At 43.0% G+C, this 22,224-nt stretch carries 20 protein-coding genes and 2 pseudogenes; 20 read left to right on the top strand and 2 right to left on the bottom strand.

Features of this window, described 5'->3' with window-relative positions; all coding sequences use genetic code 11:
- Nucleotides 1-10 precede the first annotated feature (10 nt).
- The 18 genes and pseudogenes from MKY98_RS18075 (at nt 11) to MKY98_RS17990 (ending at nt 15,904) form a co-directional block, all read left to right on the top strand.
- Nucleotides 11-463 carry a GAF domain-containing protein gene (locus MKY98_RS18075; RefSeq protein WP_029515512.1) on the top strand — a complete coding sequence of 151 codons (453 nt, stop codon included), beginning with the start codon at nt 11-13 and terminating at the stop codon, nt 461-463.
- Complete coding sequence (locus MKY98_RS18070) at nt 464-1,528, top strand: PAS domain-containing sensor histidine kinase (RefSeq protein WP_029515511.1); 1,065 nt, start codon at nt 464-466, stop codon at nt 1,526-1,528.
- A 7-nt stretch (nt 1,529-1,535) separates the two neighbouring features.
- Complete coding sequence (locus tag MKY98_RS18065) at nt 1,536-2,183, top strand: response regulator transcription factor (RefSeq protein ID WP_023989699.1); 648 nt, start codon at nt 1,536-1,538, stop codon at nt 2,181-2,183.
- Nucleotides 2,184-2,205: 22 nt separating this feature from the next.
- Nucleotides 2,206-2,736: a hemerythrin domain-containing protein gene (locus MKY98_RS18060; protein ID WP_176715682.1), complete on the top strand. Its 531-nt coding sequence runs from the start codon at nt 2,206-2,208 to the stop codon at nt 2,734-2,736.
- A 166-nt stretch (nt 2,737-2,902) separates the two neighbouring features.
- The gene (locus MKY98_RS18055; protein WP_029515509.1) at nt 2,903-4,057 is read left to right on the top strand and encodes a nitrate/nitrite transporter; all 1,155 of its coding nucleotides are present in this window, start codon (nt 2,903-2,905) and stop codon (nt 4,055-4,057) included.
- Nucleotides 4,050-5,069, top strand: a complete 1,020-nt coding sequence (locus MKY98_RS18050) for a ThiF family adenylyltransferase (RefSeq protein ID WP_069010503.1) — start codon at nt 4,050-4,052, stop codon at nt 5,067-5,069. Before MKY98_RS18055 ends, MKY98_RS18050 begins: the two co-directional genes overlap by 8 nt.
- Nucleotides 5,070-5,154: 85 nt before the next feature.
- Nucleotides 5,155-5,598, top strand: a complete 444-nt coding sequence (locus tag MKY98_RS18045; RefSeq protein ID WP_069010504.1) for a molybdenum cofactor biosynthesis protein MoaE — start codon at nt 5,155-5,157, stop codon at nt 5,596-5,598.
- Nucleotides 5,591-5,824, top strand: a complete 234-nt coding sequence (locus MKY98_RS18040) for a MoaD/ThiS family protein (RefSeq protein WP_029515506.1) — start codon at nt 5,591-5,593, stop codon at nt 5,822-5,824. The genes MKY98_RS18045 and MKY98_RS18040 overlap by 8 nt, the downstream gene beginning before the upstream one ends.
- A gap of 37 nt (nt 5,825-5,861) precedes the next feature.
- A complete protein-coding gene (gene moaA, locus MKY98_RS18035; RefSeq protein WP_029515505.1) occupies nt 5,862-6,878 on the top strand; it encodes a GTP 3',8-cyclase MoaA in 1,017 nt (338 codons plus the stop codon).
- A 585-nt stretch (nt 6,879-7,463) separates the two neighbouring features.
- Nucleotides 7,464-8,297 carry a BglG family transcription antiterminator LicT gene (gene licT / locus MKY98_RS18030; protein ID WP_069010505.1) on the top strand — a complete coding sequence of 278 codons (834 nt, stop codon included), beginning with the start codon at nt 7,464-7,466 and terminating at the stop codon, nt 8,295-8,297.
- A gap of 107 nt (nt 8,298-8,404) precedes the next feature.
- The gene (locus MKY98_RS18025; protein WP_029515503.1) at nt 8,405-10,318 is read left to right on the top strand and encodes a beta-glucoside-specific PTS transporter subunit IIABC; all 1,914 of its coding nucleotides are present in this window, start codon (nt 8,405-8,407) and stop codon (nt 10,316-10,318) included.
- 30 nt (nt 10,319-10,348) lie between these two features.
- Nucleotides 10,349-11,806, top strand: coding sequence for a glycoside hydrolase family 1 protein (locus tag MKY98_RS18020; RefSeq protein ID WP_069010506.1), 1,458 nt, complete (start codon nt 10,349-10,351; stop codon nt 11,804-11,806).
- A gap of 146 nt (nt 11,807-11,952) precedes the next feature.
- Nucleotides 11,953-12,116 (top strand): annotated as a pseudogene (locus MKY98_RS18015) (methyl-accepting chemotaxis protein); the annotation flags it as partial.
- Nucleotides 12,117-12,129: 13 nt separating this feature from the next.
- Complete coding sequence (locus MKY98_RS18010; RefSeq protein WP_029515501.1) at nt 12,130-12,480, top strand: hypothetical protein; 351 nt, start codon at nt 12,130-12,132, stop codon at nt 12,478-12,480.
- 86 nt (nt 12,481-12,566) lie between these two features.
- Nucleotides 12,567-13,373: an alpha/beta fold hydrolase gene (locus MKY98_RS18005; RefSeq protein ID WP_069010507.1), complete on the top strand. Its 807-nt coding sequence runs from the start codon at nt 12,567-12,569 to the stop codon at nt 13,371-13,373.
- A gap of 24 nt (nt 13,374-13,397) precedes the next feature.
- Nucleotides 13,398-14,381, top strand: a complete 984-nt coding sequence (locus MKY98_RS18000) for a sensor domain-containing diguanylate cyclase (RefSeq protein ID WP_069010508.1) — start codon at nt 13,398-13,400, stop codon at nt 14,379-14,381.
- Between the two features lie 34 nt (nt 14,382-14,415).
- Nucleotides 14,416-14,811 (top strand): hypothetical protein, encoded by a 396-nt coding sequence (locus tag MKY98_RS17995; protein ID WP_069010509.1) that lies wholly within the window; start codon nt 14,416-14,418, stop codon nt 14,809-14,811.
- Between the two features lie 130 nt (nt 14,812-14,941).
- Complete coding sequence (locus tag MKY98_RS17990) at nt 14,942-15,904, top strand: helix-turn-helix domain-containing protein (protein ID WP_069010510.1); 963 nt, start codon at nt 14,942-14,944, stop codon at nt 15,902-15,904.
- A 90-nt stretch (nt 15,905-15,994) separates the two neighbouring features.
- Here the strand turns inward: MKY98_RS17990 and MKY98_RS17985 are convergent, their stop codons facing one another.
- Complete coding sequence (locus MKY98_RS17985) at nt 15,995-17,563, bottom strand: S-layer homology domain-containing protein (protein ID WP_069010511.1); 1,569 nt, start codon at nt 17,561-17,563, stop codon at nt 15,995-15,997.
- Nucleotides 17,564-17,864: 301 nt separating this feature from the next.
- A complete protein-coding gene (locus MKY98_RS17980; protein WP_081317524.1) occupies nt 17,865-19,625 on the bottom strand; it encodes a methyl-accepting chemotaxis protein in 1,761 nt (586 codons plus the stop codon).
- A 360-nt stretch (nt 19,626-19,985) separates the two neighbouring features.
- Between MKY98_RS17980 and MKY98_RS17975 the strand changes: the two genes are divergently transcribed.
- On the top strand, nt 19,986-21,188 hold the full coding sequence (locus tag MKY98_RS17975) for an MFS transporter (protein ID WP_029515494.1): 1,203 nt from the start codon (nt 19,986-19,988) through the stop codon (nt 21,186-21,188).
- A gap of 115 nt (nt 21,189-21,303) precedes the next feature.
- Nucleotides 21,304-22,158, top strand: a pseudogene (locus MKY98_RS17970) (CbrC family protein).
- Nucleotides 22,159-22,224: the final 66 nt, after the last annotated feature.

Genomic DNA, 22,224 nt, shown 5'->3' with positions numbered 1-22,224 from the left:
GGAGAGAGCGATGAATAATAGGATGGATTATCAAAGGGAGCTTGAGCGAATACGCGAACATTTCGGTTATGATTTCATGGCGCTTGCTCTGGTTGAACCGGCCGAATATCAATACGTAATTAAATGGAAAAATGCAGCCGGTAATTTAAATGATCGCTTTAAGCGAATTGTACTGCAATCCGGAAAGGGCATAGCAGGAGTCGTGTTCAAAACTGGGAAATCCGTTTTCATTCCATCTGTTCATCAATATGTGGGGGCAGACAACCTGTTTAACTACCCGATCGTTCAATCCGAGAAACTCAAGAGTCTCGGGGCTGTTCCCCTATGGAATGATGCTCGCGTCGCGGGCGTACTGCTTGGTGGATTTCGGGAAGAACTGCTGATGACCGCAGCCATGATGCGTGATTTGGAAGCTTTGGCGCATAGGGGATTTGGAGAGTTGAACGGGAAGGAAGTGATGTAATTGACATTATCTGTAGGGACTGGCTCTTTGAATGCGCTAATGGTGAAGTTGTTTGAGAACAGTACAGAAGCCATTTTCTTTTTTGATGGGCAAGGGAACACCCTAGCTATGAACCCGGCAGCGGAGGAGATTGTGAGCGATGACGTCCTCATTCAACTCTATGAAGGGAAGGAAAAAGCTTTGTGTGGAACATGCAGGGGCTATACAAGCGAAACGGAGCCCCGTACCTGCCTTGATTGTTATTTCAATATGCCAGAATCCAAGGATTTCGCTTCTTTTCAGGTATATCTGGAAACAAAGAGCAACGGAATGATCCCCTATGCCGCTTCTTTTCACACCATTGATTCTGAACATGGAACAAGGGTGTTGATGTTGAGGGACTTGACTCCGCAATTTCAGACGCAGGAAAAATTGTATCAAAACAAAATGATGAAGCATGTCATTGAAGCGCAGGAAAATGAGCGTAAACGGCTTTCCAGGGAACTGCACGACAGCGTCGCCCAGGAATTGATGAGTGCGGTTGTTGAGCTGCGGGTGTTAAAATACATGACGAATGATGAACAGCTCATCAAAAACATGAAGCAGACTGAAGCATCCATGACGCGATTGCTGGATGATATCCGCAACCTGTCTGTGGAACTACGCCCCGCCACACTTGATGATTTTGGGCTTGAAGCGGCATTTCGTTCCCACTTTAAGAGGGTTGAACAAAGCTTTGGTCTTGTCGTTGAATTTGTGTCGGATCTTCCCCAAAAGCGATACGGAAGTGAAAAGGAAACGGTCATTTACCGTGTCTGCCAAGAGGCTGTTCTCAATGCCTTAAAATATGCCCAGGTAGACATGGTTAAAGTTTCTTTGACTGAGCACGATCATACGCTTCGTTTGACTGTAGAGGACGATGGAATTGGCTTTGAAAAGGGGAGCCAGCCTATTGGAACGGGATTAGGTTTATATGGCATGCAGGAGCGAGCAGAGCTGGTAGGCGGAAGTTTTGGCGTCCTATCAAATGTGGGTCAGGGAACCAAAGTCTTTTTGCAAATTCCGATTGGCCAAGAGGAGGAATAGAGACTTGATCAAAATTGTGTTAGCGGATGACCATGCTATTGTACGAAGCGGATTTTCCATGATTTTGAACTTCCAATCGGATATGGAGGTTGTCGGAACGGCTGCGGATGGCATTGAAGCGTATACGATGGTAGCTAAATATCGTCCGGATATTCTAATCATGGACCTCAGCATGCCCCCAGGCGAAAGTGGATTGATCGCCACAGGCAAGATTAAAGAAGACCACCCTGATACTAAAATTCTGATTTTGACCATGCATGACGATGAAGAATATCTTTTTCATATTTTAAAGAATGGTGCTTCAGGATACGTTTTGAAAAATGCTCCAGATGAGGAGCTATTACTTGCCATACGAACCATTCATGGGGGTGGGACTTATATCCATCCTAAAATGGCTACTTCTCTCGTTCGTGAGTTCATCAAAAAAGATACAACGTCACAATCAGAAGATCCTTATGAGATCCTGTCCAAGCGGGAACTGGAGATTCTGCCTCTGGTTGCAAAAGGTTACGGTAACAAGGAAGTTGCGGAAAAGCTGTTCATCTCTGTCAAGACGGTGGAAGCAAATAAAGCGAAGATCATGGAAAAATTGAATTTAAGAAGCCGGCCTGAACTGGTCCAATATGCATTAAAGAAAAAAATGCTGGATTTTTAGCCGATGAATGGAGGAAATCCGCGTGCTGGAAAATGAGAAACTGCGCTTTTCCAAACCTGCCATGCGTATTCTTGAAAATGAGCATCGATATCTAACATATCTGATGGATGAATGGCATGCCATTGTATTGTGGTTTGAGCAGCACAGAATACTAGATTTGGAAGAAGGCCGCAAGCAACTGGAAAAACTGAGAATGCAGATTCTCGACTTTAGGGTACCCCTCAAGAAACATACCGAAAAGGAAGAAGAACACTTCTTTTCTATGCTAGGAACCTACATTGGTTTTGAGCAGGGACCGCTCGTCGGTATACAGGAGGAGCACCGTGAAATAGAGGGCTATATCGATCATTTTCTTCATCAGGCGGAGGGCGATTTGAGTTTGCTCACGCTTGATGACATTCAAGAGGCAGCCAAGAACGCGGGAGAGGCCTTTGAAGTGCTGACTGTACATTTTATAAAAGAAGAAACTGTACTTTTTCCTATGGCAGAGCAACAGATCAATCGGAATGATCTAACCAAGTTATGTGACAAATTAAATACACTTATCTCTTAAAAAGACCAAGCCGCTTCCTATAGAAGCGGCTTTTTTATATTTTCAGGGAGTCCCCTGTCGGGTAAAGGGGAGTCCCCTATATTCGAACAGATCGGCTAGCGGCTACAATGGGGACAGAAATTCAATTTAATAATTCGACAGAAAAAACGTTGAAAAGGTGAGTTAAATGATTAGAAAAATGCAGTTACCGTTACAAACATTGAACTTGATTCTTGGATTCATGGTATGGGTTATCATTTCTTCGCTTATGCCGTTCATTACGGAGGATATTGCTATTCCGCCCGGAAAATTGGCCATGGTCACGGCGATTCCGGTCGTGCTTGGTTCGATTCTGCGCATCCCGCTTGGTTATTATGCCAACATCTTCGGAGCAAGAATCGTTTTTCTCGTTAGCTTTATTTTGCTTTTGTTTCCCGTCTACTATATCAGTGAAGCTTCTACGATGACGGATTTAATTATTGGTGGCTTGTTCCTTGGGATTGGAGGAGCTGTGTTCTCGGTTGGGGTGACTTCGCTGCCGAAGTATTATCCAAAGGAAAAGCATGGGTTTGTAAATGGAATGTATGGTATAGGAAACTTGGGAACAGCCGTCACTACCTTCTCGGCCCCTATTGTGGCTACTCAAATCGGCTGGGCCCCTACAGTGAAGCTGTATCTCATTCTGCTGCTTGTTTTTATCGTTTTGAATTTCTTCTTTGGGGATCGTCATGAAGCTAAAGTGAAGACGCCCATTATGGAGCAGATCAAAGGGGTTTATAAAAATGAGAAGCTTTGGTTTTTCTCGCTCTTTTATTTTATTACATTTGGCTCATTTGTAGCGTTCACGGTGTACTTGCCGAATTTCCTGGTATCAAATTTTGAACTGACCAAAGTGGATGCAGGGATGCGTACAGCAGGCTTTATTGCGATTGCTACTTTCTTCCGCCCTATCGGTGGCTGGCTGGCGGATCGGTTTCAGCCTCTGTTCCTGCTGGTAGGCACGTTCTCTGTTTATACGGTCGCTGCGATTCTTTTGGCTTTTTCACCAGGGATCACCCTTTATACAGTAGGCTGCTTGGCGATCGCTGTATGTGCTGGAGTAGGGAATGGCGTCATCTTCAAGCTAGTTCCATTTTATTTTAATAAACAAGCAGGTATAGTTAACGGAATTGTATCCATGATGGGCGGTCTCGGTGGCTTTTTCCCTCCGATCTTGTTGTCGACGATTCATGCCGCTACTGGCCATTACTCCATTGGATTCATGCTGCTCTCCCAAGTGGCGCTGGCTAGCCTGATCCTCGTCATATGGCTGTATTATCAAGGGACACAATCTAATGAATGAGCGTTATTCCAGACAGATCTTATTTAGACCCATTGGTGGCGAAGGGCAGCGTAATCTATCCGCTGCTGTCGTCACCATTATCGGTTGCGGGGCACTGGGTTCTGCCATCGCCGAAACACTGGTAAGAGCGGGCGTTGGGGAGCTCCATCTTGTTGACAGGGATTACGTAGAGATGTCGAATCTGCAACGTCAGCAGCTGTTCACGGAGCAGGACGCCGCGGAAATGCAGCCCAAGGTTATGGCAGCCGAAAAAAGGCTGAAAGCCATACGAGAAGACGTGCGCTTGCACACATATCTCGATAATTTAGATGCTGAGCTTGTTCTAGAACTTGCCAGCAAGAGTATATTACTGATGGATGCTACGGACAATTTCGAAACTCGTCTGCTGATCAACGATGCTGCACTGAAGGCAGGAATTCCATGGATTTATGGAGCCTGTGTTGGAAGCACAGGCGTTGTTTTTCCATTCGTGCCGGGCGAGTCAGCTTGTTTACGCTGCCTTCTGCCATCGCTGCCTGCGATCAATCAGACCTGCGATACGGCTGGAATCATCTCACCCGCAGTCCAGGTGACAGCCGCCCTCCAATGTGCAGAAGCCATGAAGTGGCTGAGCGGCGGACGTGATAAGATGCGTCGCAAGGTTCATCTATTTGATCTATGGGAGAACACGCAGATGGACATAGGGATTTCCCGCATCCGTAACCAAGATTGTCCAGCCTGTGGAGAACATCCTACGTTTCCTGCACTGACAGCATCACGTCGCTCGGCGTATGCTGCTCTGTGCGGACGGAACGTGGTACAGGTTCTTCCAGACCCACAACGTCCGATCACGCTCGATGATGCAGAAAAAATGGGCAGGCTTATAGCAGATCGTGTAAAAAGAACCCCTTATTTCGTTGAATTTTATGCTTTTAAGCATCGAATGATTTTATTCAAAAACGGAAGGCTTCTCATACACGGTGTACGGAGTGTTGCCAACGGTCAAAAACTATATCATCAGCTGTTCGGTTAAATGAGATATAGATACAAAAAGCAGAAATATTTAAAAGAGTCTGTCACCGGAGAGTGGATTGTCCGGGGGCTGGAAGGTGGAAAAGATGAGTGTATTTGAAATCGTGACGGAGCCCATTATCCCGCAGGGTTATGCGGATTATGTCCTAAGGCCGGAAGCAGGAGCGGTGACTATTTTTACAGGGCACGTACGAGAATGGACTCAAGGCGTACGGACCTTATACCTTGCTTATGAGGCCTATGTCCCCATGGCCCAAAAAAAACTCACAGAGATTGGTCGCGAAATCGAACAGAAATGGGAAGGGACGCGAGTGGCAATCGCGCACCGCATTGGCGAGCTTAAAATCGGTGATATCGCCGTTGTCATTGCCGTTTCTTCACCTCACCGTTCGGATGCGTATAAGGCAAATGAATACGCGATCGAACGAATTAAAGAAATAGTTCCTATTTGGAAACGAGAGATTTGGGAAGGTGGAACGCAGTGGGTCGGAGATCAAAAGAAAAAGCCGGGGGAGATCAGTCATGATTAAGCTGTACTACTTTGCGGGACTCCGTGAGGTGACGGGAAAAACAGAAGAATTGGCAGATTTGGCGGGCCAAACGGTAGGCGATTTATCCAATTGGATAACAGATCAATATCCAGATATGCCGATCGAGTCTGTGCGAATTGCGATAAACGAGGAGTATGCGTTGTCTACGGATGTATTACAGGATGGAGACATTGCAGCCTTCATTCCCCCAGTCAGCGGTGGCTAATAATAACGATGCTAAACAACTAGAAAGGAGAGGGCGTATGAATTTTTATCCACTGAAAGACACGTTGCAGCGGCCAATTCGTGACCTGCGTATATCGGTTACGGACCGCTGCAATTTCCGTTGTTCCTATTGCATGCCCAAAGAAATATTCGGTGACGATTACGCCTTTCTTCCTCAAAATGAATGTCTGTCGTTTGAAGAGATACACCGGCTAACGAAGCTCTTTGTATCCCTGGGTGTAAAAAAGATCCGACTCACGGGCGGCGAACCATTAATGCGCAGGAATCTATCCGACCTGGTCTCCCAAATCCTGTCCATTGACGGAGTGGAAGATATCGGCTTGACCACCAATGGTGTGCTGCTAGGACAGCAGGCTAAGCCTCTCTATGACGCGGGGCTACGACGGCTTAATGTCAGTCTGGACGCTCTGGACCCTGAGCTATTTGGGCGATTGAATGGGCGGGGGATTAAGCCTGATTTTATTTTGAAGCAGATCGAATATGCAAGAGAAATCGGCTTTGAAATCAAGGTCAATATGGTCGTTCAAAAAGGCGTTAATGACTCGGAGATTTTGCCGATGGCCGCTTATTTTAAGGAGCAGGGAATAACCCTTCGCTTTATCGAGTTTATGGATGTAGGGAATGACAACGGATGGAGCTTCAAAAAGGTACTAACCAAAAAACAAATTGTTGAACGACTTAAGAATGCGTACGAGCTGGAGCCGATGGATCGGGATTACTTTGGAGAAGTGGCAAAACGTTACCGTTATAAAGACAGCGACGCACAGATTGGTTTTATTACTTCGGTTTCTGAATCATTTTGTTCGTCTTGTACACGCGCCCGCTTATCGTGCGATGGCAAGTTTTATACATGTTTGTTTGCTTCAGGCGGATTCGATTTACGCCAGATGCTTCGTAATGAAGCGGATGACCAGGAACTACTCGATGTGATTACTTCAGTATGGGAACAACGTACAGACCGGTATTCCGATGAACGTACGGAGCAGACAGCTAACAACAAAAAAAAGATTAACATGTCCTACATTGGCGGATGACATTTTATACCATGATAGTGTGTTGTATTTGATGTGGTTGCTCCGAAAAAGAAAGCGCAAACATTTTTGTTGGCAAAACTTAAATTCGATGTTATTATGATTTTGGGATTGTTACTGAAAAGGCAAAACCCGAGGCATGGAATTCAATTTCCATGTGTTGGGTTTTGCCTTTTCTTTTTAGAATACATGCTTTGCGATATCCTGCATGATATGAAAATCTGCCCAGCCATAACGCAGAAAGGTGAGTGATATAAAGCCTTACAAGTGCTGAACAACAAAGATGATGACGTCGACCAACGAATCGACATCCGAAAAATGATGTCATGGGACGTGGTTAACCGACTATATCCATTTTCAGAACGGAATATCAGATCGGTTTGGGAGCACTCAAGATCAATGATGGAAAACGTAAGGCTTTGTCTCTTATTATGAATGCGTTTTCATAACACGGAATTGTAAATCAATACATTTGAATTTGATTTACGACGAAGATTTGATCGGCTATTACCGTCTTGTGACCTATCTGAAATTTCGCCCAGCATCTAAATCCTTTTTTAAATTTGATGGGATAAGGGGGGCAGTTAGATGATCATAACGAAGATCTTTAATAACAACGCCATAATAGCCAAAGATCAAAAAAGAGATGAATTTGTTGTTATGGGTCGTGGTATTGCATTCAAAAAGAATGCAGGCGAACAAGTAGAAGAGCATCTAATTGAAAAGGTCTTTGTGCTTAAACATAAAGATGCTTCAGAGAAATTTAAGTTATTGTTAGAGGATGTTCCATCAGAATATGTTTCGTTATGCTATGACATCATTGAATATGGAAAAAGCATATTAGAAGTACAATTGAGCGATTATATATATGTTTCGCTTACGGATCACATGAACAATGCATTTAAAATGTTTGATGAAGGGTTTAAAAATGCAAATCCGTTAATTTGGGAGATCAAAAAATTTTATCCCAAAGAATTTGCGGTTGGCTTAAAAGCACTGGAGTTTATTGAAGACGAAACAGGCAAACGATTGTCAGAAGATGAAGCAGGTAATATTGCTCTTCATTTAATCAATGCTCAAGTAAACAGCTCCTACAACAAGGTAGCAAATGTTGCTCAGCAAACTCAAAAAATACACGACATCTTGAATATTATTAAATACTCTTATAATACCACCATAGATGAACACTCGATCAGTTATGAGCGATTTATTACACATTTAAGATTCTTCTTTCAGCGATTAAATAAAAAAGAAAAAGTAGAACTGGAAGACGATTTTTTATGGAGGCAAGTGAAAGCAAAGTACAAAAAGGCTTATGGCTGCATGCTGAAGATTGAGAAATACTTGGATATGGTATTGTCAGATGAGGAAAAGCTGTATATCACGATTCATATTCAGCGTGTGACCCAAAGACAAAATTGAATAACTCTTGGATTGTTACTGGTAATGCAGGCGAAACCAACCTAGATCGAATTTGATCTATTTTGGTTTCGCCTTTTTTTATAAATACAATTAAAGGGGAAATTACAATGAAGTATGAGACATTAGCAAAAGACATCATCAGAAATGTCGGCGGCAAAGAAAATGTGAATAGTCTAACTCATTGTATTACACGCTTGCGCTTCAAACTAAAAGATGAAAGTAAAGCCAATACAGAGGTTTTGAAAAATATGGATGGTGTTGTCACTGTGGTAAAGAGTGGCGGGCAATACCAGGTTGTTATAGGTAACCATGTACCTGAGGTTTATGCTGATGTTACTGCTGTGGGTGGTTTTCAGACAGGAGATTCAGAAGAAGCATCAGGTGAAAAAATGAGTTTGTTCAATAGATTCATTGATACTATTTCAGGTGTATTTACACCCACGTTAGGTGTCTTAAGTGCCACAGGTATGATTAAGGGCTTCACTGCCCTATTTGTAGCTTTGGGCTGGCTGACCACTACATCGGGTACCTATCAAATTCTCAATGCTTTAGGTGATTGTTTATTTTACTTCTTTCCTATTTTCCTGGGGTATACGTCAGCTAAAAAGTTCAATGCCAACATTTTCATAGGTATGGCTATAGGTGCATCCCTTGTGTACCCAACATTTAGCACGATAACAGCCTCGGGCAAACCACTATACACTCTATTTAGCGGTACTATATTTGAGTCACCGGTATATATCACCTTCTTAGGCATTCCGGTCATTCTGATGAGTTATGCGTCAACCGTTCTTCCAATTATCATATCCACCTATGTAGGCTCAAAAATAGAAAACTTCTTTAAAAAGGTAATCCCTAGCGTAGTGAGAACATTTTTGGTTCCGTTTTTCACATTGTTAGTTATTGTACCCTTAGCATTGATTGTGATTGGACCTCTCTCGACTTGGGCAGGTCAACTGCTTGGGGCAGCAACCCTCTTTGTGTATAACTTAAGTCCAATGATTGAAGGCATAATCATGGGCGCTTTCTGGCAAGTGTTTGTTATCTTTGGATTACACTGGGGACTTGTTCCTATCGCTATGAACAACTTAGCCGTTCTTAAATTCGATCCGATTCTTGCGGCTACGCTGGGAGCTTCCTTTGCTCAGACGGGCGTCGTACTGGCAATTTTGTTTAAAACCAAAAATGTAAAACTGAGATCACTTTCCATTCCAGCTGTCATCTCCGGGATTTTTGGTGTGACAGAACCAGCGATTTACGGGATTACATTACCACGTAAGAAACCATTTATTTTAAGCTGCATAGCATCTGCAGTAGGCGGCGGTATTATAGGAATGATGGGAACGAAAGGTTATATCATTGGTGGATTGGGTATTTTTGCTATCCCGAGCTATATCAGTCCGGCAGGAATAGACAGCGGATTTTATGGGGCTGTTATCGGTATCCTGGTAAGCTTTGTATTAGGCTTCTTGCTTATGTTCTTTGGCGGATTTAAAGATGATGAAGTGAAAGAAGCTAAAAAGGAAGATAACACCTCGGGAGCAGCTAAAGGAGAAGTTTTAGTAAAACAAGAGACGGTGATGAGTCCATTAAAAGGTGAAGTGAAGTCTTTATCTGAAGTAACAGATGAAGCCTTTTCGACAGGTGCCTTGGGTAAAGGGATTGCCATTGAACCTTCTGAAGGTAAGGTCGTTTCACCTGTAGATGGTGTATTAACATCATTATTTTCGTCAGGTCATGCGATTGGCATTACAAGTGATCACGGTGTTGAAGTCCTCATCCATGTAGGCAAAGATACGGTCAAATTAAAAGGCAAACACTTCTATCCTAAAGTAAAACAGGGGGATGCTGTTAAAAAAGGCGAGCTGCTTATGGAGTTTGATATGGAAGCTATAAAAGAGGCTGGGTATGTTTTGACCACACCTGTTATCGTTGCCAATACTACGAATTACCTGGATGTCATTGAAACAGAGAAAAAGGCAATTGAGTATCAAGAGGACTTATTGACCGTCGTAGTCTAATCCTAATTAATGTTGAGGAGGAATTAAACAATGAAAAATACAACTACATTGGAATTTCCACAAGGATTTTTATGGGGAGGTGCAACGGCTGCCAACCAATTTGAAGGTGGATATAATGAAGAAGGTAAAGGCTTAAGCACTGCTGATGTGATTACGGCTGGAACGCATACGACTTCCCGAAGAATTACACCTATGCTGGAAGAAGGAGTGAACTACCCGAGTCACGAGGCTATTGATTTTTTCCACCGCTATCAAGAGGATATCCGCTTATTTGCAGAGATGGGATTCAAGGTCTTTAGGATGTCCATTGCGTGGTCAAGAATATTTCCTAACGGAGATGATGCAGAGCCGAATGAGCAAGGCTTGCAGTTCTATGATCGTGTATTCGCAGAATTGAAAAAGTACAATATTGAGCCTTTGGTTACAATCTCACATTATGAAGCACCGTTTCATTTGACCCAAAAATATAATGGTTGGTCAGATCGCAGAGTCGTAGATTTTTATGTGAGATATTGTGAAGTGCTTTTTAACAGATACAAAAATGTCGTAAAATACTGGTTAACCTTTAATGAAATCAATATTTTAACCTTGTCATTTGGAGCATTCATGGCTGGAGCTATGATGCCGGAGGGGAATGGAGAGCTAGCCCATGCTATAGTGAAGGATGAGCAGGTTCTGTATCAGGCGTTGCATCATCAATTTATTGCCAGTGCAAAGGCTGTAAAGCTGGGTCATGAAATCAACAAGGACTTTAAAATCGGTTGTATGATTGCTTATATGTGTTCCTACCCACTTACATGTCATCCTGATGATATTCTGCTGGCTCAACAAAAGGATAACTTAAGTAATTTCCTATGCTCAGATGTCCAAGTAAGAGGAGCTTATCCGGGATTTGCCAAACGCTATTTTAGAGATCATAATATTCAGATCACAATGCAAGAAGGAGATGAGGACATCTTAAAAGAAGGCTGCGTAGATTTCTATACTTTCAGCTATTATTCTTCTACTTGTGTCAGTGCCGATCCTAACCAGGAGAAGGTGGGAGGGAATTTATCTATGGGCTTAAAGAATCCTCATTTAAAAGCAAGTGCCTGGGATTGGCAGATCGATCCACAGGGATTGAGATGGTCCCTCAATAATATTTATAACCGATATGAAATCCCGTTAATGGTTGTTGAAAATGGTCTTGGCGCCGTAGATACAGTGGAAGAAGATGGCTTCATTCACGATGATTATCGAATTGATTACCTGAAGCAACACATTGAGCAAATGAAAGAAGCAATTGCTGATGGAGTGGACCTAATAGGGTATACGCCATGGGGATGTATTGATCTGGTCAGTGCGGGAACCGGAGAAATGAAAAAGCGTTATGGGTTTATATACGTCGATAAGGATAATGAAGGCAAAGGGACACTTGCCAGATCCAGAAAGAAGAGCTTTTATTGGTATAAGAATGTGATCGAAACCAATGGAGAGCAGCTGGATTAAATCTTAGTACCTGTTTCATAAAAGTCATACCATCAGCGCGTGCCAATTTTAATCGGTACGCGCTGCTTCACTAAATACATGGGGTGAAAATGACGAAATAGAGGGTAGGGCTGATATCAAAATTTGAGGAAGTGGATACATATTACCTGCTTGGATTAAATGCTGGATTGAAGCTGCTCGGGTGGGTGACGCAGGAGCAGGTTTTGGGGTTGTCGCTACAGAAATCCGCAAAATGTCTACGGGCACCAAGGAAGCAACAGGGCGTATTGAACAATCCTTGCAAGCCGTCAGACAACCAGTGTATAAGATGGGTGGTTACATGTATGAATTTGAATGAGTTGAATGAACAGAGTTACACAGAACTAGAGGATTATTGGGTGCGTGTATTTCTAAATGTAGTACAAGATCAGGATAAGGAGAACTGGGTGATTCCTTATTACAACACATCCTTTTCTAATGGTCAGAAAGTTATGGATATGAACCCCATTTTTTCGGCTAAATCAAAAATAAGTCATAAATCCATCAGAATCATTCAAGAAACGGTTAATGAAGAGGATGACGTTCACTATTGGTTAGATACAAATGGGAAAAACGAATTGGTTATTATTTGTTCCTTATCACAGCAACATGTGCACAAGGTAAAAGGGATCATTGAACGCTGGATTTATGAATGAGAGTCATTATCCATAATCGAAACTTTTCCGATATAATAGGGAAGAGAAGCCATAGAACAGATACTACCTCAGAGAGGTGATTCACAATGACCGTTGATATTCTCCTACGTAATAATATAAAAGTGCTAGGCACAGGTAGCCAGACGATTGTGTTTGCTCACGGCTTTGGATGCGACCAGGATATGTGGCGTTATATCGTCCCTAGCTTTATCGACAACTACCAAATCGTCTTATTTGATTATGTTGGTTCGGGAGATTCTCAAATAAAGTACTATGATTCCCAAAAATACAGTGACTTGCAAGGGTATGCCCAGGATGTGCTGGATATTATGGAAGCGTTAGACTTAAGAAATACCATATTCGTCGGACACTCCGTTAGCAGCATGATCGGAATGCTCGCATCGATCCGCAGCCCTCAATATTTTGAACGCATTGTCATGCTCGGTCCTTCTCCACGCTATGTGAATGACCTGCCTTCTTATTATGGGGGCTTCGATAAGAGTGATATTGATGAATTACTGGATATGATGCAAATGAACTTTATTGGCTGGGCTAGTTACATGGCGCCCATTGCTATGCAGAATCCCGAGCGAGGGGACTTAACCGAAGAATTGGAAAAGGCATTTTGTTCAAGAGATCCTCATATTGCACGGCAATTCGCAGAGGTTACATTTTTTTCAGATTGCCGTGTTGATCTTCAGCATGCTTCGGTTCCTACACTTATACTCCAGTGCTCAGATGATAGTATTGCTCCGATTGAGGTAGGGGACTATTTACACACCCATCTTAGAAATAGCAGACTTCAGCAGATGAGAGCAAAGGGGCATTATCCTCATTTAAGCCAACCAGGAGAAACGAGCGATTTAATCAAAGAATATTTAGCTAGTGTGTAATATCGAAAGAAAGGCAGTCATTTAATGGATATTCAATTAGATAAAGCTCCCTGTGGATACTTTTCAATTTCGGACGCTGGGATCATTCAATCGGTAAACCAAACGTTATTGGACATGCTTCTTTATGAACGCGATCAATTGCTCGGATGGCCGATTGAAATGACAATGTCTGTTACCAACAAGCTATTTTTTCATACTTATTTTTATCCCTATATTCAGTTGTACGGGCATGTCGATGAGATGTACTTTTCGTTTCGGACAAGTGATCGACAGGATGTGCCTGTACTTCTGAACGGGGTTCGTCAGGAACGAAACGGAGAAACGGTTATTGATTGTGTCGTGCTTATGATGCGTAAGCGAATTGAACATGAGAGAGATATCCTGCAGACCAAAACCAAGCTTCAGGAATTATATCAGGCCACGAATGAAGCGAATCAGAAGCTTGAACGGTTGCACGAAGAATATGAAATCAAACAGCAGGAGCTAGTAAGGATCAATCTCCAGCTTGAAACGATGGCATCCACGGACCCGTTAACTGGCCTCAAAAATAGAAGGTATTTCCAAGATCAATTACTAGCTAGCCTCGCGTCCTTTCATGAGAGCGGAATATCTTTTTCGCTGCTTATCATTGATATTGATCGTTTCAAAAGTATTAACGATACTTATGGTCATCCGGTGGGCGATCTGGTGCTTACGAATCTGGCAGAATTACTGCAATCCATGTCACGGGAGATGGATATTGTCGCTCGTTATGGTGGCGAGGAGTTTGTCATTATTCTTCCGGGCAACGATCAAGAGGAAGCCATTCGTACGGCAGAAAAATATCGTTCCATGACGGCCTCAAGGGATTGGGGAGAATACAGCATTACTGTGAGTATTGGCGTGGCAACGGTTACGCAAGCGGATACGGAACAAACAATTGTTCATCAAGCGGATTTAGCTCTGTATGCTTCCAAAAGTGGCGGGAGAAACCGGGTCACTCATTCAGTAAATCTCGTAAAGAGATAGATATAAAAAGAATGATTGATGTGGAGGGATACAAATGGGGGAAGCGTACAAGCTGGTCTGTGATACCTGTACTTATACTGGGAACGTATTTGTAGGATTTGGTTTTGCATATATGAGTTTGGAATCCATTGCTTCGTTTGTGCAAGTTGCTGCCCTTAAACGACGTATTGAGGAATTCATAGGCGACCCTTCGACGAGATATGATGCTTATAAGGCTCTGTATGTATGCCCAGTCTGCAAGACTATACGCAATGAATTGTTTATAGAGATGAAATCGGACTCATCCCAGTACAGGATTTCTTATGCTTGTCCTAGATGCACGAGTGTTATGGAACAGGAGCATATTGAAAACAATGCTCCTCATCATTTAAGCTGCCCCGCATGTGAGAAGGGTAAATTGAAGGCAACGTTTTATATGGATTGGGATTAATAGATTCCCCGGATATCTTCACAGCATACTCCAATAAGTCTGGTCAAATCGTTCAAATTCAGCTAATATTAATGATAACGATTCTCATTTGGATCATCAAAATGAATGAAAACCTTTGAGGTGGACGCTTGTGAATTCAAATTCGTTATCATTAATATATAACCATTATTTGGAAAAAACTCCGTTTAGAAAACAAAACGAGCATACGTATATGATGTTACCGGAAGCAGGTGACGGACATATCTACAGAGTTACGACTTACAGCGGTATCGAGATTGTGTATTCGCATATCCAATATCACGAGCCTTACCAGACGAACTTTGCTTCCAAAGGACAAATGATTGAACTTCAATTTGCACTTTCGGGTCAACGTCATGTGAATATAGCTGGTCTGGACTACACGCTCCCGATAGGGTGGGGTACTCTTATTTTTTTACAGGATTTCAAAGCACGTTTTCATCCTCCGATTAACGAACAATACCAATCCTTTGCACTTGGCATTCCTGTTTCGTTGTTTAATTATGCGGCTTCACAGTTGGCGGCTCGTCGCCAGGTAGCTATTGAATTTAAACAAATTCTGAAGGGTGCTGCGTTCCATCACCTTAGTTTTGAGCTGGATCACAGAAGTATAGTGATGATTGAACATTTGATCAAAGATTTGAAAAGTGTGCATAGATCGCCTTTATTAATGGAAGCAGCGGCACTAGAGATTTTGAATAGGTTTATGATTCAATTATTTGATTTAACTCCCATGCCCGAAGGCTTATCTAAAGAAGATGTCAGAAAGTTGCATATGGCTCGGCAAATCCTTGAATCCAGCATGATTGATCCTCCTTCACTGATCGCATTATCCAAAAGAATTGGATTAAACGATTTTAAATTAAAAAAAGGATTCAAAGCATGTTTTGGAACGACTGTATTTGAATATTTGCGCCAAATTCGTCTTGATTATGCGATGAAGCTGCTTAGAAGCCAGGAAAGCAATGTAACAGAAGCTGCGATGGCTGTAGGATACAGTAATGTGAGTGCATTTTCAGAGCAATTTTTTCGGGAATACGGAGTGAAACCATCATCTTTGAAGAAAGTATTTTAAAAATTCTGTTTTGACCATTTTAAAAAAATATCAAGGTAACAAAAAGCTGGAACCCTGTATAGATAGGATTCCAGACTTTTTATTTGGTGCTTATTTCACGAAAGTTTCAATGCCATCTGTATTGATGGTTGAAGTATGGGTACGAGACGCTTCTTCAATATTTTTGAATGCCCAGTAATCTGTTGGTACATCCTTCCATGTAGCCTGAATGGTTCCTTCCAGGGGTCCTCGTTTTAAGATCGTGTTCAAAATGGTAACCGTTTCTACTCGTGTTATATATTTATTGGGTTGGAAGCTGTTATCGTTATAGCCGGTAATCCATCCTGCATTAGCTAACGCTACAATGGAATCCCTTGCCCAATGCTTTTCGATATCGGTATAAGGAGACGCTGTGGTTTGCGTTCCTTTAAGCTGCTTCCAGGATGCGAGTATTGCTGCCATTTCTGCACGGGTAATGGGTTGCTCTGGTCGAAATGTTCCATCTGCATATCCATTCATAAGGTGCTGTGTCGTAAGTGCTATAATCGAATCCTTTGCCCAATACGTGCTAGGTACATCTTTGTATGTCGTTGAGCCTTCTTTTATCTCCAACTTCATAATCCTAGCCATCATCGCGGCGGTTTCAGCTCGTGTAATTGACTGGTCCGGTCGGAATGTACCATCCTGATAACCCGTTATATATTTTTCATGCGCAACCTCGGATTGCTCTACTGGCATGATTTCCGCAGTCGGTAAAACCGTTGAAGAAGCCGATGGTGATGAAGATGCGGTTGTTTCACTTGAAGAAGATGAGTCACTGCTATCCGCGTTATCCTTCTTATCTTTTTTATTGCTACTGCTGCTGTCGTTATTGCTAATATCACCCGTGCCTGCATTTCCATTTACATTTACAACCTGTATATAGGCATCAGAGGTGCTCGGCGCGAATCGAGCATCCCCACTGTATATAGCAGTAATTGCGTGACTTCCCACACTTAAGTTGCTTGTAGTGTAGTACGCATTGGCATAGCCATTCGAAATGCCCACTGGCTCCATCGTCAGCGTATCTAATATATTCGTGCCGTCCATAAGGATGACCGTTCCGGTTAAATCGCCCGAAGTTTGTGGGTTTGAGGTTGTCCTCAAGCTAAACCTTACTTCCTGACCTTGATTAGACGGATTCAGCGAACTCAATATTGTAGTTACTGTAGGTCTCAGTGAAGGTGTAGGCGCAGATGCATTTACGACCTGAATGTATGGCTCAGATGTACTGGGGGCAAATCGAGCATCCCCACTATATATAGCAGTAATTGGGTGACTTCCCACACTTAAATCGCTTGTGGTGTAGGTCGCAGTGGCATATCCATTCGCAATGCCATTTGGCCTCATCGTAAGCGTATCTAATATATCTGTACCGTCCATAAGGATAACCGAGCCGGTTAAATCTTTCGTAATTTGTGGGGTTGAGATGGTTTTGATGCTAAACGTTACGGATTGACCTTGTTTAGAAGGATTTGTCCAACTCGTTACCGTGGTTTCAGTAGCATACACAGCATCCGTTACACTTGGTACTGGTGAGGAGGTTGCATACACAGCACTCTCGGAAAAACTCCATGTCCAGGTCCCTAATAAGACGATAACAGCAAGATAAGATAAACAAAAAGACTTGATTTTACGCATAAACTTCCTCCATAAATTTCCGGTGTCACGATGAACTTACTAAGATCCTCCATGATGACTAACCTACTAATATAATTTTCTTTCTTACATTACTGATTTACTATACTAAATGCCTCTGAACCAATTCTGAACCAAATCGACAAAAACCGTGCCCAATTCACATCGCTAGAAGGGGATCACGATTTGCGAGCCTTTTCAGTAATTTCTCAGAACAAATGCAAAAAGGGTCAACCCAAAGGAACGGGTTGACCTCATAATATGAATGACAGTTTAGCGTAATATTTTGGAAAGATTTATTCCGTTAATATTTAAATTTGACCGTTAGATCCTGTAACTTTTGTGACATATCCGACAAGGTCGTGGCCAGACTGGTGATCTGCTGCATCGAAGCCAGTTGCTCTTCTGCAGACGCTGCAATATTCTGCGAGTTGTCCGCCGCTTGAAGCGCCAGACTTGATACGTTCTCTCCGCCCGCCGAAATTTCTTGGACACTTGCGGTTATTTGCTGCGTGATGCTTGCGAGCTCTTCTGTTTGCTGCGCGATATGATTGGTGGACGTCACAATTTTGTTAAACTGCTGCTCTGTCTCATTGGCAATTTTAATACCAGAGTCGACATCCTGTTTTACGCGTTCCATGGTCTTAAGCGAATGCTCCATATCTTTGCGCATATTCTGAATCAACCCGGAAATTTGCCCGGAAGACTGGTTCGATTGTTCGGCCAGCTTTCTCACCTCTGCAGCAACTACGGAGAAACCGCGGCCTTCCTCGCCTGCACGGGCAGCCTCAATCGAAGCATTTAAGGCAAGCAGATTGGTCTGCTGTGCGATATCCGTAATGGCATGCAGCATCGTGTCGATCTGTTGAGTACGTTCATCCAGCATCCTCATAACCGCATCGGTTTCATTGACGGAATGGTTAATCAAGTCCATTTGCTTCACCGTATGTTGTACAGCAGTACCGCCAAGGCTCGCCATTTCCATCGCGTCTGCAGACGATTCAGCAATAGTCAAGGAGCTATCCGTGATCCGCTGCATGCCTATTGAAATTTCTTCAAGCGAGCTGGTTGTCTTCTGGAGCATCAGTTGCTGCTCCTTCGCACCGGCCGCCGATTCTTGAATCGCGATGGTGATATGCTCGGTTGCCTGCCCAGTATGCTCTGCACCAAGGGTTAATTCTTTCGAGGAAGCTGCTACCTGCTTTGTGGACAGGTTTACTTCACCGATCAAATATCTAATATTTTTAATCATATGATTGAAATCCTGTGCCAGCTCGCCAACCTCATCTTTTGAATTCATTTTGACTTCTTCGACCGTTAAATCACCGTCCGCAACTGAGTTAAGCCGCTTTGCAATCATGATAATAGGCTTCGTAAAATGTCCCGAAACAAAGCTTACGATAATTGCTCCCAGAATAACTGCAATAGTCGTAATAATCAGGACAATATAAAGGACCTTGGTCGCCCCGCTGTTAAATTCGTTAAAATATGCTCCAGAACCGATGATCCATCCCCAATAAGGATCCCTTTCAACGTACGAAATTTTCGTCTCCACTTGATCTGTACCAGGTAAAGCCCATTTATAAGTGACGAATCCACCGCCGTTTGTACCGGCTTCTACAAACTCTTTTCCCACATGCACACCGTCTTCCGATACGGCATTTATTAAATCCTGGCCTTCATTTGAAGGGTTCATCACTGAAACGGCATCTTGGTTGACTGCCCACGGATAACCTGTTTTACCTACAGTATATTTAATCTTTACCGGTCTTTTGTTATTAGCATCTTTTACACCGAGCAGCTCGATGCGCAGTTTTTCCTGTGCTTCTTCCAATGTTAAATTACCGGCTTCGACTTGCCCATTGAGGAAACTAATCATACCAATTACCATTTGCACACTATTCTTAAGTGCTACTTTGCCTGATTCATTCATTTCATTCTTGGAAACAACATAAGAACTGATTCCAATCACGAATGTGGGTACAATTAAAATAATCAAGCACATTATGGTTAACTTCGTTCTTAACGATCTTACCTTCATGATTGATCCTATTTTTGTTTTCACTGAGATTTCCCCCTTAGACATCGATATACAGACTCAACCCACAGCTACGCTAATTACTAAAGGCAAAAGACTGTACATCATATATCGTAATAACATGCCAGGAAATGAAGCCCTTCCATCCAGTCAGCGATGAAGAGACCGATGTAGTTCATTTCACAACGAAAGAGCGACTCTATAATTAACGACGCCCATTGGGCCATAGAATGCAGGCCATTTTTTACTGTCTGAAGACTGGCTGCTGTTTTATACGCAAAATTAAATCCGTTTAACCGCAAATTTATCCGTCTATAGGCAGTAGCGTTTTGGTATGCTCCGTATACTTCTGCATAGAGAGAATCTTTAACAGAGGAGTGTGCGAGGATGAATAGAATAAAAGGGAGCATCTTTTTCAGTGTATTTGTGGCTATGCTAGGGCTCATGCTCATTGCTCCAATTATGCCGCCCCTTATTCGTGAATTAGGCTTAAGAGAAAGCCATTCCGGATTAATTATATCGCTTGGTTCTATAACGATGGCCTTAATGGCTCCAGTATGGGGAAATCTAAGTGATGCAAAGGGACGCAAGCCGGTGATTCTGCTTGGTTTCATAGGGATGTGTGTAAGCTGCCTGTTGTTTACACTTACTCTTTTTGCAGGATTAAATGGTTGGCTCAGTGGGGGGCTGCTGTTAGTCCTGCTGATTGTTACACGCGGCTTAATTGGTGGCTTTATCCCGGCGGTGTTGTCATCGTCCCAAGCTTATATGGGAGATGTAACGGAAGGAGAAGAGCGTGGAAGTGGTATGGCTATTATTAGTGCGGCGAATGGGCTTGGGCTGGTATTTGGTCCCGCGATTGCAGGTGCCTTTACTTTAATAGGGCTGTTATGGCCCTTATATTTTGGAATTGTCATTGCCGCTGTTGCATTCGTGGTGTCTCTGCTGGCGATTCCGGCGGCCCAGCCCGTTATTCAGCAAAAACCCGCTCGAATTAACCCCCTCCAGCCAGGTCTAAGAATGTATTTGTTTGCAGGCTTGGTTACGATGATAAGTATTGTGACTATTCAGGTTATAGGTGGTTTTTATTTTCAAGATCAGTTAGGTCTTACATCCGAAGAAACAGCAAGAGTCGTGTCCTTTGGACTTATGTTCTCCGGGGCAGCGATGCTGATTGTGCAGATCATCCAGATGAAATGGCTTAAATGGCAGCCTAAGCCGATGATTTTACTTGGTTCTCTATTCCTGATTGCTGGAATGGCATTATTTCTGATTTCAGCCAGCTTGGTCGTTTACTATGCAGCGTTCTTTATGTTTGGCATAGGCACAGGCTTACTGATGCCCGGTTTTATGGCAGGTGCTTCGCTTTCAGTCAGTCAAGAGCAGCAAGGGGGAGCAGCGGGGCTGGTAGCTGCGGTACAGGGAATTTCCGCGATCATTGCTCCTATTTTGACGACCACCTTGTATCGAGTGGACAAATATATTCCCTTTACGCTTATAGCAGTCTTGGTAGCTGTTATGGCTGTTATTATGTGGGTAGTGAGAAAAAGAAACGGGAATAGTGAGCCTGTTCCTCATAAGGCAAAATAAATAAAAGATTGGTTAGATGAATCCATAGGCTTCCGGGGTATACTCACCGGAAGCCTATATCTATTATAATAAGTTATAAGAAATTTCAGGAAAATCAGAAGGAAGTGGGGGGCTTATGGAAATCCAGCAAAAATGGGTGGCACTAAACAAAAGATATAGTTTGTACGCACCCAGTCCCGAGGCTGTACAAGCCATGTACCAATTGAAGGAAGAGCTTGAGGGCTTAGAAAGCGAGCAGGCTGCCAGAATTTTGACAGAGTTGTATCTTCACCTGCATCAATACGAAGAGGCGCTAGAGGTTTTTATGTCCGTCATGAACCGGAAAAATAAAGCAGATTTGAAGAAACAGTGGAGTATTCAAGAGATGATTAATAGCCCGATTCGACTGCCGGTGATTAAGCCTTTAATCAAAGTAGCCAAGCGCAAGAAAACTTCCGATCTCCCTGTGTTTACTTATCATCAAGACCCTGTACGCACTCAGATCCTTAAATCAGGCTTTTTGAAAACGTGTTCCTGTTGTGGACGGCAGACCGATATCTGGTACGCGGGTCCCTTTTATACAGCATTATCTTATGAGGCGATCTGTCCTTGGTGTATTGCGAATGGTAGCGCTGCGAGCATGCTACAGGGAACATTTCATGACCCTGCTTGCTGTGCACAATTGGAGGAACCAAAGCTGGATGAGCTACTGCATCGGACTCCCGGTTATGAGGCATGGCAGACCGCCGCGTGGCTGGATCACTGTGATGACTACTGTGTTTTTATAGATTTTGTGGGCTGGTAGGAGCTTGTCAGTAGAGGGATAGAAAATGATGTCAACCTGATGTTTATGCCTATTCTGGCTTTGTATAATGAAGAAGAGGCTAAGAGTCGAATACGGGAAAGCATGGAACGTGACGGATCGTTCCGGGGTTATTTATTTCAGTGCAGGCATTGTAAGGAATACCTCTTATATGCGGACTATGACTGAATCCAAGTGAATTTCCTGAGGTGAATGAGAAGGTGAAACCCAATTTAGGGGTGGTTCTAATTAAGG

The sequence above is a fragment of the Paenibacillus sp. FSL M8-0228 genome, assembly GCF_038007385.1.
In the GTDB taxonomy this organism is placed as follows: domain Bacteria; phylum Bacillota; class Bacilli; order Paenibacillales; family Paenibacillaceae; genus Paenibacillus; species Paenibacillus polymyxa_D.
The sequence above is the reverse complement of the archived record's forward strand: the minus strand, read 5'-3'. Positions and strand labels throughout refer to the sequence as shown.

What these genes read in the sequence shown, in the direction of transcription:
- MKY98_RS18075 (WP_029515512.1), top strand. Translation starts at nt 11, where the DNA reads ATGAATAATAGGATGGATTATCAAAGGGAGCTTGAGCGAATACGCGAA.
- MKY98_RS18055 (WP_029515509.1), top strand. Translation starts at nt 2,903, where the DNA reads ATGATTAGAAAAATGCAGTTACCGTTACAAACATTGAACTTGATTCTT.
- MKY98_RS18050 (WP_069010503.1), top strand. Translation starts at nt 4,050, where the DNA reads ATGAATGAGCGTTATTCCAGACAGATCTTATTTAGACCCATTGGTGGC.
- MKY98_RS18045 (WP_069010504.1), top strand. Translation starts at nt 5,155, where the DNA reads ATGAGTGTATTTGAAATCGTGACGGAGCCCATTATCCCGCAGGGTTAT.
- MKY98_RS18040 (WP_029515506.1), top strand. Translation starts at nt 5,591, where the DNA reads ATGATTAAGCTGTACTACTTTGCGGGACTCCGTGAGGTGACGGGAAAA.
- moaA (WP_029515505.1), top strand. Translation starts at nt 5,862, where the DNA reads ATGAATTTTTATCCACTGAAAGACACGTTGCAGCGGCCAATTCGTGAC.
- licT (WP_069010505.1), top strand. Translation starts at nt 7,464, where the DNA reads ATGATCATAACGAAGATCTTTAATAACAACGCCATAATAGCCAAAGAT.
- MKY98_RS18025 (WP_029515503.1), top strand. Translation starts at nt 8,405, where the DNA reads ATGAAGTATGAGACATTAGCAAAAGACATCATCAGAAATGTCGGCGGC.
- MKY98_RS18020 (WP_069010506.1), top strand. Translation starts at nt 10,349, where the DNA reads ATGAAAAATACAACTACATTGGAATTTCCACAAGGATTTTTATGGGGA.
- MKY98_RS18010 (WP_029515501.1), top strand. Translation starts at nt 12,130, where the DNA reads ATGAATTTGAATGAGTTGAATGAACAGAGTTACACAGAACTAGAGGAT.
- MKY98_RS18005 (WP_069010507.1), top strand. Translation starts at nt 12,567, where the DNA reads ATGACCGTTGATATTCTCCTACGTAATAATATAAAAGTGCTAGGCACA.
- MKY98_RS18000 (WP_069010508.1), top strand. Translation starts at nt 13,398, where the DNA reads ATGGATATTCAATTAGATAAAGCTCCCTGTGGATACTTTTCAATTTCG.
- MKY98_RS17995 (WP_069010509.1), top strand. Translation starts at nt 14,416, where the DNA reads ATGGGGGAAGCGTACAAGCTGGTCTGTGATACCTGTACTTATACTGGG.
- MKY98_RS17985 (WP_069010511.1), bottom strand. Translation starts at nt 17,563, where the DNA reads ATGCGTAAAATCAAGTCTTTTTGTTTATCTTATCTTGCTGTTATCGTC.
- MKY98_RS17975 (WP_029515494.1), top strand. Translation starts at nt 19,986, where the DNA reads ATGAATAGAATAAAAGGGAGCATCTTTTTCAGTGTATTTGTGGCTATG.